At 74.7% G+C, this 12,095-nt stretch carries 6 protein-coding genes; all 6 read right to left on the bottom strand.

Going from position 1 to position 12,095, the window contains the following annotated elements; translation table 11 throughout:
• Nucleotides 1-11: 11 nt before the first annotated feature.
• A complete protein-coding gene (locus DWB77_RS33415; protein ID WP_246033708.1) occupies nucleotides 12-671 on the bottom strand; it encodes a hypothetical protein in 660 nt (219 codons plus the stop codon).
• Between the two features lie 111 nt (nucleotides 672-782).
• Nucleotides 783-3,638: a condensation domain-containing protein gene (locus DWB77_RS33410; protein ID WP_120725983.1), complete on the bottom strand. Its 2,856-nt coding sequence runs from the start codon at nucleotides 3,636-3,638 to the stop codon at nucleotides 783-785.
• Nucleotides 3,625-5,421, bottom strand: a complete 1,797-nt coding sequence (locus DWB77_RS33405; RefSeq protein WP_120728523.1) for a non-ribosomal peptide synthetase — start codon at nucleotides 5,419-5,421, stop codon at nucleotides 3,625-3,627. The genes DWB77_RS33410 and DWB77_RS33405 overlap by 14 nt, the downstream gene beginning before the upstream one ends.
• A 46-nt stretch (nucleotides 5,422-5,467) precedes the next feature.
• Nucleotides 5,468-7,363, bottom strand: coding sequence for a non-ribosomal peptide synthetase (locus DWB77_RS33400; RefSeq protein WP_246033707.1), 1,896 nt, complete (start codon nucleotides 7,361-7,363; stop codon nucleotides 5,468-5,470).
• Nucleotides 7,363-10,569 carry a non-ribosomal peptide synthetase gene (locus DWB77_RS33395; RefSeq protein ID WP_120725982.1) on the bottom strand — a complete coding sequence of 1,069 codons (3,207 nt, stop codon included), beginning with the start codon at nucleotides 10,567-10,569 and terminating at the stop codon, nucleotides 7,363-7,365. The genes DWB77_RS33400 and DWB77_RS33395 overlap by 1 nt, the downstream gene beginning before the upstream one ends.
• Nucleotides 10,570-10,728: 159 nt before the next feature.
• Nucleotides 10,729-12,021, bottom strand: a complete 1,293-nt coding sequence (locus DWB77_RS33390; RefSeq protein ID WP_120725980.1) for a non-ribosomal peptide synthetase — start codon at nucleotides 12,019-12,021, stop codon at nucleotides 10,729-10,731.
• Between the last annotated feature and the right edge of the window lie 74 nt (nucleotides 12,022-12,095).

Raw genomic sequence — 12,095 nt, 5'->3', positions numbered from 1 at the left:
CGCGGCCGGGCTCAGCGGATGATCTGGTCGCCGTCCGGTACGTCCCGCACGGTGACGAGCGGGCGGGGGCGACCCAGGCCGTCGGCCACCGCGCGAGCGAGGCCCTCCACGTCCTGGCCTGCGGGGACCGGCACCGGGTCCGCGTCGCCGTAGCTCTCGATCGCCTTGACGAAATAGCTCGGATGCCAGGCGCCGACCGCCCCCCTGACCTCGATCGCAAGCACCGGCCGGCCACCGACGCGGGCTTTCAGGGCGGGCAGTATCCGGTCGGAACGCAGTTCGCCGGGCACCTGGAACAGACTGGCATGTGCCCCGACCAGGCCGCCCCCGCGCAGCCGTACCGTCAAGGTGAGGCAGCTGGTCACACTCGGATACGTGAGGACGCCGCCCGGAGCCACCTCCTTGACCTGTCCCTCGGAAACGGTGGCTTCGAGGGGAGCCCTGGGGCTGTGCACCACGCTTTCGGCGGCACGGGTGTGTCCGGCCGACATGGGCCCCGGTGTCTGCGCCTGTGCGGACGGCCCCGCCCCGAGTTCCAGAGCGATCAGCGCCGCCGCGAGCATCGGCGCGGCCACCGCGACGGCCCGGCGCGCCGATGACCGTCCGGCGCGGACGCGGTGGTCGAGCCGGCTGGGGTGGGCGGTGGGACGGTGAGACTGCTCGGGGAACACATGAACTCCTGCTCGTGCTGGTGGGACGGGGCCGGTTCGACCCGGCGCGGAACGGCGGGTCGCGCACCATGGACGTGCTGGGCGCGACGACCGCCGTACCGCGCGGCTTGCTTACGCGCCCGACGGAGCGATCATCTCAGCGAGGACCGTATGCAGGTCTTCGCCGGGAGCCGGGCGCAGCGCCGTCGCGAGGCGGTCCGCGCGGTAGTGCCAGGGGTGGTCGAGGTCCTGGTGCACTTCTTCGCCGAACGTGACGACGCTGTCGCTGCCGAGCAGCGTCACCAGTTCGGCGGTCAGGTCGGACCAGGCCACATGTCCGCCGACCGCGTTGGCCACGCCGTGGACGGGCGCGTCGAGGCAGGAGGTCACGGCGCGGGCCAGGGCGGCCGCGTGGACCCAGGGCGCCCCGTACCAGTCACGGCCCCCGGCGCCGGACGCGGGCAGTGCGATGGGGCGCCCGGTGAGGGCGGCCTGGTACAGCAACCCCGTTGCACCCCAGCGCAGTTGATCGCGGAGGCGGTCGTGGGCTCCCCATACGATGGGTGAGCGCACGGCGCTCGCGCCACCCCGGCCTTCGGTGCCCGCCGCGCTCAACAGGAGCCGCTCGCAGTCGAGTTTGGCCTGTCCGTACGGGCTCACCGGGGCCTGCGACGCGGATTCCTCGGCGACCTGGGAGCCGGCCGGCCGGCCATAGGCGTCGACGCTGCTGACGAAGACGAAGGGGCCGCCGCGCCAGGCCTCGACCATGGCCCTCATCGCGGCGACATCGACCTCGGGGCGGGTGAAGGTGCAGGCGGCGTGGATCACGGCGTCCGCGCTCTCCACGGCCGCGCGCAGACTGTCCAGGTCGCCGAGGTCGCCCTCGATCACCTCGATGCCGTCGCCGCCGACCAGGTGCGCCGACTCCGGTCGGGTCAGGGCCAGCACCGGCCTTCCCTGGGCGGCCAGTTCGCGCAGGACGAACGCCCCGACGCCGCCCGTGCCGCCGGTCACCAGGACGGTGCCCTCGCGTGTGCGGCGCGGTCGCACGGCCGTGGCCGACGCCGTGACGGCCGTGGCCCGCTGCACCGCGCGGGTGTCGAGGAGGGCCGCGATGGCGCGGGGCGTACGGGTCTGCATGATGTCGAGGCCGACCAGCGGCAGGGTGAGCGAGGCGCGCAGACGTTCGGCGAGCTGGACGGCGGCCAGGGAGTGTCCGCCGAGCGCGAAGAAGTCGTCGTCCGGGCCGGGCCGCCGGTCGAGCAGCCCGGCGAAGGCCTCCGTCACCGCTTCGATGTGGCGGCTCTTGGGCGCGGCGGGGGTCGGGGAGACGGGCAGCCGTGTGTGATCGACGGAGCCGTCGGCGGTGCGCGGCATCCTGTCGAGCAGGACGACGGCGGCCGGGACGAGGTCGCGCTGGAGCACCGTGCGCAGATGGGCGCGGAGCTGGACGGGCGAGGGTCCGCCGGTGCGGTTCAGGACCGCGTAGGCCACCAGGGGGCCGCCCGCCGGATCCGGCACATGGGCGTCGGCCGTCTCGGGGTGGGCCAGCAGGCGGAGTTCGGCAGGGTGGGCCGAGGCGGACCGCGGCTCGGCGAGGCGGCCGGGCAGTTGGGAGAGGCGCAGCGCGGGCTCGGCCGCGACGGCGGTGAGCAGTTCGGCGAAGGAGTCGGCCAGGGCGCGGCCCGTCTCCTCGTCGAGGGCGGCCCGCCCGTGCTGGACGAGGCTCGCGGGGGTGTCCGTGTCGAGCAGTCCGAGGGTCAGGTCGAACTTGGCTTCCCCGACGCCGACTTCGACGTAACGTGCCTCAAGTCCCGCCAGGCGCAGGGCGGTCTGTTCGCCCACGATGTCCGAGGTGACCCGCAGGAGCGGGGTGCCGTCGTCGCCGCGCGCGCCGCTGCCGAGGCGTTCCAGGATGAGGTCGAACGGGACGTCGCGGTGCTGCTGCGCGTCGAGGAGTGCGTCGCGTACGCGCTCGACGAGGGTGGTGAACTCGGGGTCGCCGGACAGGTCGACGCGTACCGGAAGGGTGTTGACGCACAGGCCCACCAGGCCGCGCATCGCCGGCCCCTCGCGGTGGGTGGCGGCGCAGCCGATGACGAGGTCCAGTTCGCCGGTGAGGCGGTGCAGCGCGGCGAACGCGGCGGCCAGGTTCACCGTGAAGGCGGTCGCGCGGTGCTGCTTGCCGAGCTCGCGGAGGGCGGGCAGGACGAATGCGCCGAGCTCGGTGGTGCGGGTCGCCGCCGGGTGTTCGGCGATGTCGGCGGGAGGGGTCGCGGGCCGGGGCAGGCGCGGCGGAGTGGCTCCGGCGAGACGTCGGGTCCAGTGGTTGAGACCGTCTTCCAGGCCGGCCGCGTCGGCGTGCTCGCGGCGCGCGAAGTCCGCGTACTGGGGCGGCTCGGTCAGCGCGGCGGGGCGGCCTTCCACGAAGCTCTCGTACAGCGCGGTGAGTTCCTGTGCGACGGTGTCCAACGACCCGCCGTCGATGGCTATGTGATGGAACGTCAGAAGCACCGTGTGGTCCTGTGGTGCGTGGCGCAGGACCAGGGCGCGCGGGAGCGTGCTTTCGGCGAGGTCGAACGGGCGGCGGGCCTCGCCGGTCAGGAGGGCGTCGCCGTCGTCCGGTGTGTCGATGACCGTGATGGTGATCCGGTCGGGTGCGGGCAGGGGTTCCTGGTAGGGCTCCTCGCCCTCGCGGCCGTAGCGGGTGCGCAGGATCTCGTGGCGGCGTACCAGCTCGGTGAGTGCGGAGCTCAGGGCGTCGAGGTCGAGCGGGCCGCGCAGCCGGGTCGCGAACGGCACGCTGTACTGGGCGCCGCCGCGGCCGAGGCGTTCCATCAGCCACATGCGGCGCTGGGCGTGGGTGAGCGGAGCGGGGCCGGCGGGGCGGGGGGCCGTGGGCTCCGGGGTGGAGCGGCCGGCGGCGCGGGCGCGGGCCCGGCGCAGCAGCTCCTGCTGGAGGGCGGCGGAGGTGTCAGTGGCGGCCATCGGTGTCCTCGGTCGCGTCGGGGTGCAGATCGGTGTGGGTGGCGAGCAGGGCGCGCTCGACGAGGGCGGCGTGTCCGGCCACCGTGGGGGCGGCGAAGAAGTCGGCGAGCGACAGCTCCACGCCGAGGTCCTCCCGCAGGTCATCGGCGACGACGAGGGCGAGCAGGGAGTGGCCGCCGAGGTCGAGGAAGTCGGCGTCGGGCCGGGTCACCTCACAGCCGAGCGAGCGGCTCCACACCTCGGCGACGGCCTGCTGGAGCGGGGTGAGCGGTTCGGCGGCGCCCTTGGTCTCGGCGGCCGTGGCGAGGTCCGCGAGGGCCCGGCGGTCGACCTTGCCGGAGGTGGTGAGGGGCAGCCGCTCGACGACGGTCAGCTCGTCCGGGACCAGGTGCGCGGGCAGGACGGCGGTGAGACGGGCCAGGAGCGCCTCGGGGCGGGGCACCGGGCCGGGGCCTGCCACCACATAGGCGGCCAGGCGGGCGTCGTCGGGGGTGGGGCGGCGTACGGTGACGGCCGCGTCGTCCAGCTCCGGCTGCTCGCGCAGGGCGTGCTCGATCTCGCCGGGTTCGATGCGGAAACCGCGCACCTTGACCTGGTCGTCGGTGCGGCCGTGGAAGTCGAGGACGCCGTCGGGGCGGGCCGAGACGAGGTCGCCGGTGCGGTAGAGACGGCCGAGGGCGGGGTGGTCGACGAAGCGTTCGGCGGTCAACTCGGGCCGCCCGGTGTATCCGTGGGCCAGGCGGGTGCCGCCGATCCACAGTTCGCCGCGGGCGCCGTCGGCGACGGTCGAGCCCGCCTCGTCGAGGATGTGGGCGGTGGCTCCGGCCACGGGCCGGCCGATGGGCACCGGCCCTTCGCAGTCGGCGTCGCTGACGCGGTGGGCGGTGGCGAAGGTGGTGGTTTCGGTCGGGCCGTAGCCGTTGACCAGTTCCACCCACGGGAAGGCGCGGAGCACGGCGCGGGCGTGCTGGGAGGCCATCGCCTCGCCGCCGACGACGACGGTGCGCAGCAGGGAGAAGACGCGTGAGCGGCGGGTGGCGAGCTGGTGGAAGAGGGCGGTGGTGAAGAACGCCACGGTGACGCCGTGCCGTCCCACCTCCTTGGCGAGGTCTTCGAACGAGGGCCGCTCGGTGGTGCACACCACGACGGCCGCGCCGTTGGCGAGCGCCGACCACACTTCGAACGTCGAGCCGTCGAAGGTGGCCGGGGAGTGCAGAAGCACCCGGTCGCGTGCGGTGACGGTGACGTAGTCCGGGTCGGTGACGAGCTCGGCGATGGCGCCGTGGCGGATCGCGACGCCCTTGGGGCGGCCGGTGGAGCCGGAGGTGAACATGACGAACGCAACGTCGTCAGGGCCGGGGCCGTCGCCGGTGGTCTCCACGTCGGCGAGCTGTTCGTCGGCGGGCAGGGCGAGGACGGCGCCGGTCGGACCGGCCGCTTCGAGGAGCTTGCTGTCGCCGACGGTCAAGGTGGCGCCCGAGTCTTCGAGCATGGCCGCCGTACGGGGACGGGGGTGCGCGGGGTCGAGCGGTACGCAGGCGGCGCCGGCCCACCACAGGGCGAGCTGGGCGACCACGGTCCTGGCCGAGCGCGGCATCAGGAGCGCCACGGAGTCCCCGGCGCGTACGCCCCGGTCCTGGAGGTGGGCGGCGAGGCGGCGGGCGGCGGAGGCGAGTTGCGCGTACGTCAGGGTGGTGTCGCCGTCCGCCACCGCGAGGGCGTGCGGGGTGCGTTCGGCGTGCCGCGCCACCAGGGCGGGCAGTCCGGTCGGTACCACGGTCACGGTCGTTTCCTTCCGGTCGTCGAACAGGGGCCGCGAAGTCGTCACGTCAGGGCCTCGCGGTGTGCGCGGTGGTGCGGCGCCTGCCGAGTACGGCGGCGATCGCCCTGAGGTCGGGCTGGCGGAGCAACTCCGGTGCCCGCAGGCGTACTTGGGTCGCCTTCTCCAGAGCTTCGAGGAGCCGGGCCGCGAGGATGGAGGTGCCTCCGGCGTCGGTGAAGTTGTCCTCCAGGGTGGTCTCGGGGCGGCCGAGCAGGTCGCGTACCGAGGTGAGGACGAGGAGTTCGTCGGGGCTCGCGCCCTCGGGCAGGGCGGCCTCGGCCGCGGGGTTCGCGGGGGACTCCTCGGCGTGCTTCACCAGGGCGGGGCGGTCCACCTTGCCGTTGGCGTCGAGGGGGAAGGCGTCGACGACGCGTACGGCCGAGGGGACGGCCTGCTCGGGGAGCCAGGCGCGTACGGCGGTGAGGAGGTCGTCCGGGTCGGGGGTGGCGCCGGCCGCGGGCAGTACGTACGCGACGAGCCGGGCGCGGCCCTCGGCGTCCCGGGGGGCGGTGACGACGGCGCTGCGGACGGCCGGGTCGTGCTCGAACGCGGCCTCGACCTCGGCGGGTTCGATGCGCACGCCGCTGATCTTGACCTGGTCGTCGAGACGGCCTAGGAACTCAAGGCGGCCGTCGTCGAGCATGCGTACCCGGTCGCCGGTGCGGTACATGCGGTCCAGGTCGGGCAGGCCGGCCGGCGGCGGGGTGAAGCGGCGTGCGGTCAGCTCGGGGTCGAGGTAGCCGAGGGCCAGGCAGGTGCCGCCGATGCGCAGTTCGCCGTCGGTGCCGCGCGGCAGGACGGTGCCGTCGGTGTCGGTGACGGCGACGGTCGCGCCCGCGACGGGAAGGCCGATGGGCGGTGCGGCGTCCACGTTCACGTCCGGGTCGGACGGTCGCATGGCGTGGGTGGTGGTGACCACGGTGGCTTCGGCGGGGCCGTAGGCGTTGTGGACGGTGGCGGTCACATCGGGGCCGGGGCGGCGCCGCATCCGGTCGCCGCCGACCATGAGGTGGCGCACCAACAGGTCCTGGGGCCAGGGTCGGTCCAGGAGCGGTTCGACCATGGGGGTGGCCGCTACGGCGAGGGTGACCTCGGCCTCGCGCCACCAGTCGGTGAGGGCCGCCGGGTCCCAGCGGACCTCGTCGGGGGCGGGTATGAGCGCGGCGCCGGAGGTCAGGCCGCCCCACAGCTCCAGCAGGTGCGGATCGAAGGCGACGCCGATGAGGAGGGACTGGCGGTCGCCGGGGGCGATCCCGGTCTCGGCGCGGTACCAGTCGAGGAGGGTGGCGAGGGCGGGTTCGGCGACGGCGACCGCCTTGGGGCGGCCGGTGGAGCCGGAGGTGAGCACGGCGTACAGGGCCTCGGGCGGCGCGGTGCGGGCGCCCGGCGCGACGGCCCCGAAGGAGGCGACGACGCGGGCGGCGGCGTTCGCTCCCTCGGCCGGAAGTGTCAACTCGACCTGCTCAGCCGCCACTTGACGCTGCGGCAGCAGTTCCGGGTCGCCGATGAGGCAGACGACGCCGATGTCCTCGGTGACGGCGTCGATGCGGCGCTCTCCCGGGCGGGGGCCGAGCGGCAGATAGACCGCGCCGACGCGGGCCAGGGCGACCGCGGTGACCACCAGGGCCGCCGAGCGGTCCAGACAGACGCCGACGAGCTCGCCGGGCCGCACCCGGCCGGCCAGTGCTTCGGCGACGGACGTGGCCGCCTCGTCGAGCTGCGCATAGCTCCAGCGCTGCTCGCCGTCGATGACCGCGGGGGCGTCGGGCGTGGTGCGCACCCACTCCTCGAAGCGGGCCAGCACGGTGGGTTCGGCGGCGCCGGTCAGGGGTGCGCCGTGCAGGACGCTGGGGGCGGCACTGGCGGGCTCGGTGTTCTGACGGTCCATCAACTGCTCGGTCATCACGACTCCTTCGGCGTGGTGAGGGCGGGGGTGGCGGTTGCTGCGAGGGCGCGGGCCTGGTCGGCGAGGACCGGGTGCTGGAAGAGCAGGCGCAGCGAGGGGCGCTCGCCCAGACGCGGCTCAAGCCAGGCCGCCAACTGGGCGGCGAGCAGCGAGTGTCCGCCGATGTGGAAGAAGTGCGAGCTCTCCTCGAAGCGGTCGTGTCCCAGCACCTCGCGCCAGCCTTCCGCGAGCAGCACGACGGCCGGGTCGTCCGAGAGGCCGGGGTCGCTCATCGGCGCGGCTTCCTCGACGGGGGCGGCCGGGGTCAGCTCGGCGGCGAGGCGGGCCAGGGCGGTCCGGTTGGGCTTGCCGCCGGCCAGCGTCGGCATGCTGTCGAGGAGGACCCAGCGGCTCGGCACAAGGGCGCCGGGCAGGCGGCGGCTCAGCTCGGCGTGCAGGGCCTGCTCGTCCCACTCCTCGACCTCGTCGGCGCGTTCGCGGAAGGCGACCAGACGCGGGCCGCCGCCGGACTCCCTGTCGAGGACGACGGCGCAGGAGCGGCCGCCAAGCGCGGCGGAGGCCGCGGTCTCGACCTCTTCGAGCTCGATGCGGTAGCCGCGCAGCTTGATCTGGTTGTCCCGGCGGCCGAGGAAGCGCAGCAGTCCGTCCTCGCCGCGGTAGCCGAGGTCACCGGTGAGGTAGACGCGTTCGCCGCCGAGGGCCTCGACGGTGACGAAGCGGGCGGCGGTGGCCTCCGGGTTGCCGACGTAGCCTTCGGCCAACCCGGCCCCGGCGATGGCGAGTTCGCCGACCGCGCCGGTGGGGAGCGGGCGCAGGCTCTCGTCGAGGATGTGGATTCGCTCGCCGGGCAGTTCGCCGCCGAGGGGGATCTCGGCGCCTTCGACGAGGCTTTCCGGAGTGATCTCGTGGACGGTGGAGCTGATGGCGGCCTCGGTCACTCCGTACACGTTCAGCACCGAGAACCGGGGGCCGGTGGGGGTGTCGGTGTCGGTGTCGGCGGCCGTGTCGGTGAAGAAGGCGCGCATCACGTCGGCCGGGATGCGTTCGCCGCCGAGCACGAGCAGGCGCGGCGTCCAGCGGCCCTGGGTGAGGACGGGCAGCAGGTCCTCACGGGTGGCGAGGAAGTAGCTGGTGGGCAGGTTGGCCACGGTGACCCGGGCCGCGCCGAGCGTCTGCGCCAGCTCCCCGCCGGTGGGCACGTCCTGCTCGGGTACGACGAGGCAGGCGCCCGCGTACAGCGAGGGCAGCACCTCTTCGAGAGCGACGTCGAACGACGGCTGGGCGAACAGGAGCACCCGGTCCCCCGCCGCGAGGCCGAACCTTTCGGCCGTGCCGGTCAGATGGTTGACCAACGCCTCGCGCCCGACGGCGACCGCCTTGGGTATGCCGGTGGAGCCGGAGGTGTGGATGACGTATGCCGCGCCCGGCACGATGTCCGCGTCGCGGGCGGCGGGCAGGGTGGGGGCGTCGACGTCCGCGTGGGGCAGGGCCTCGGGGACGCGTACCGCGCTGCCGCGGGTGGTGAGGACGAGCGCGGGGGCCAGCCGTTCGAGCAGGAGCTCGAGCCGGGCGGCGGGGTCGGACGGCGACAGCGGGCAGTACACCGCTCCGGTGCGCAGACAGGCGAGCAGGGTCACCACCGAATCGACGCCGCGCGGCAGCACCGCGGCTACGGGTTGGCCGGCCCGCACCCCGGCGGCCAGCATCCGCTCGGTGAGCGAGGTGACCTGGGCGTCCAGGTCGCCGTAGGTGAGCCGGCGGGCGCCGATGAGCAGGGCGGGCAGGGAGGGGTCCTGGGCGGCGGCCGGGTCGAGCGGGTCGCGGCCCGGGGCGACGGCGACCGGGGGCGCCGCCTGCTGGGGCGCGGCGGGCAGGGCGAGGTCGGCGAGGGGGGTGGCGGGCGCGTCGAGATAGGCGCGCAGCAGGTCGAGGAAGCGCTCGGCGAGCAGCTTGGCCACGTCCTCGCCGAACAGGTCGGCGTCGTAGTCCCACACGAGGGTCATGCCGGCCGCGCCGTGGCGCAGGCTCACTCCGCGCCGGTCGTCGGGGAGCAGCACCACATCGAGGTCGAAGCGGGTGGTGCCGGTGTTGAACCCCTCGAAGAGGGTGACGTCGAGGCCGGGTACGTCCAGTTCGGGCAGGGGCGCGTCGTGGGCGCTGAACATGACGCTGAACAGCGGGTTGTCGGCGCCCGACGTGTGCAGCCCGAGCGCGCGGGTCAGCTCCTGGACCGGCACCTCCTGGTGGGGCAGCGCACGGATGAGGGTGTCGGTCACCTCGTCCATGGTGTCCTCGGCCGGGGCCGTCGCATCCAGGTCGAGCCGGAGCGGAATGGTGTTGACGAACATGCCGACGGCGTCCTCGAAGCCGCGCGGCCGGTTTCCGACGGCGGTGCCCACCACCATCTGGCTGCGTCCACTGTGGCGCCGCAACATTTCCGCGAAGAGACCGAGGAGGGTGGCGAACGGTGTGAGGCCGCGTTCGCGGGTGTGGGCGCGCAGCCGCTCAGCGAGGTCCGCGCCGATCGACTGGCGCAGCTGGCCGCCGTGGTGGCGCCGCCGAGCGCCGGGCCGGGTGAGACCGGGCAGCGGCATGTCGTACGAGGCGTCGCGCAGCGTCCGGGCCCAGTACTCCAGGCTCGCGCTCAGCTCCTCGGCCCGTACGTCGTCGGCGCGGGCGCGCACATGGTCGGCGTACGAGCTGGGAGTGCCCAACTCGAGCTTCTCACCCAGCACTTGGGCCCGGTAGACGCTGAAGACGTCCTTCAGGAGGATCGCGAACGAGTGGCCGTCGTGGATCAGGTGGTGTTCCACGTGGATGAGCCGGTGCTGGTCCTCGGCGAGTTTGACGAGGGTCCAGCGCAGCAGGGGCGCGTCGAAGGTGTCGAGGGGGGTCTCCGCCTCCAGGCGCAGCAGCTTCTCGAAGGCGGCCTCGGGGTCGGCTTCCCAGGTGACGTCCACGGTGCGCAGGCGCGGCGGACACACCTCGGCCACCCGCTGGCCCGGCATCGCGCCGGCCACGGCGACGAGTTCGAGCCGCAGCCCGGGGTGGCGGGCGAGCGTCGCGGCGAGGCCGCTGCGCAGGGCGTCGACGTCGAGGGTGCCCCACAGGTCGAGCGAGGCGGTGAAGTTGTAGGCGCGGCTGCCCGGCTGCACTTGCTCGTGCAGCCAGACGATCTCCTGCGAGGAGGAGAGGGGGAGCATGGGCGGTCCCTTGGGTTGTCGGGGCGGGTGGCGCGGAACGCGGTCGTGCGCCCGCACGGCGGCGTGCCGGCCGGTCCGCGGATCGCGCGGCTCGGCCGGATGCTGGGGAGTTCGGGGTACGCGGTGACGGGTCGTCGTCCGCGTGCGGCGGGGGTGGGTCTAGCGGGCCTGGGCCTCTGCGGGCAGCGCCGCGCACAGCGCCGCGAAGGCGGACTCGGCCGCGTCGTCGTCGAGGACGGTGCGGTCCCACACCATGCGGAGGTGGAGTTCGGGCCCCTGGGTGGCGGCCACCGCGAAGGGGGCGCGGACCTGTCGGCCGCCGATGTGCACTTCGCGGCCGGTGGTCCCGTCGAGGTCGAGGGGGGCGCGGTGGCGGGCGTCGTCCACGGTGAGCAGGCCGTCGAGCCGGCCGGACCAGGCGGAGCCGCCCGCGCGGGCCGCCCGCACCACTTCGTCGAAGGGGGTGTCGGCGCGGTCCAGGTCGTCCCACCAGTCGGTGGCCGTGACGTCCGGCGAGACGGGGCCGCGGGTGTCGGCCGGGAAGACCACGGTGTTGAGGAAGCAGCCGAGTACCTGCTCGGCGCCGGACGGGCGCCCTCCCCACGGATAGCCGATGGGCGATACGGGTCCGCTCCCGTACAGGGCGGCGGCCGCGGCGCGGCAGGCGTCGAGCAGCGCGGGGAAGGGGACTACCCCGGCGGGCGAGGGGATCCTCAACTCCGCTGCACCGCTGGGCAATCCGGCGGCGATGGAGCGGGTCCCGGGCGGCGGGGCCTGTTCGTGGGCGGTGCGCAGCCGTTCTGCCCAGTACGCGAGGGTCCGGGGTGAGGCGGCGCGGTCCTCGGCGCCGAGCTGACGCAGGACGGCGCCCCGGTAGGCGGCGAGTTCGGTGGCGGCCTCGGCGGGCGACACGTCGTCCGGCCCCCGGCGGTCGCGGTAGGCGGCGCCGAGTTCCTCGACGATGCGGGCGAGCGACTGGCCGTCGCAGGCGGTGTGGTCCAGGACGACGGCGAGCAGTTCCTCCTGGGCCCCGGGGCCGTCGTGGGCGAGGAACAGGCGCAGCGGCGGCCCGTTCGGCGCCCAGCGCGCGAGCACCCGGCGCAGCGCGTCCCGCGCGCTCTCGCCCGGCGCGCCGGGTATGTGCTCCAGCGGTACGCCGGCCGCGTCCGGCCGCAGGACGGGGGTGCCGCGTACGACGCACGGCTGGGAGCGCAGCACGGGGTGGCGGGCGGCGAGATGGTTGGCGGCGGCGCGCAGCCGTGCCGCGTCGACGGTTCCGCGCGGGAACGCGAAGAACATCGGGACGATGTCCGCCCGCCCCGCCGGGTCCAGGGAGCGTACGAGCAGGAAGCGCCGCTGGGCCCCGGTGACGGGCAGCAGCGCGGCCGCCGGGTCACCCGCGCCGAGGCGCTGGTAGCGGGCCAGATACTGGCCCGTGATGCTGGGGAGCACGTGATCCTCTCTCGGGTCGGAAACACTCGGCGTGGGGGGCGGCCGTGAACGGGCGGACGGTCGAGGGGGGGTTG

The organism is Streptomyces hundungensis (assembly GCF_003627815.1).
Classification (GTDB): Bacteria; Actinomycetota; Actinomycetes; order Streptomycetales; family Streptomycetaceae; genus Streptomyces; species Streptomyces hundungensis_A.
This window is presented reverse-complemented; position numbering and strand designations above follow the sequence as displayed.

What these genes read in the sequence shown, in the direction of transcription:
- DWB77_RS33410 (WP_120725983.1), bottom strand. Translation starts at nt 3,638, where the DNA reads ATGGCCGCCACTGACACCTCCGCCGCCCTCCAGCAGGAGCTGCTGCGC.
- DWB77_RS33395 (WP_120725982.1), bottom strand. Translation starts at nt 10,569, where the DNA reads ATGCTCCCCCTCTCCTCCTCGCAGGAGATCGTCTGGCTGCACGAGCAA.
- DWB77_RS33400 (WP_246033707.1), bottom strand. Translation starts at nt 7,363, where the DNA reads ATGACCGAGCAGTTGATGGACCGTCAGAACACCGAGCCCGCCAGTGCC.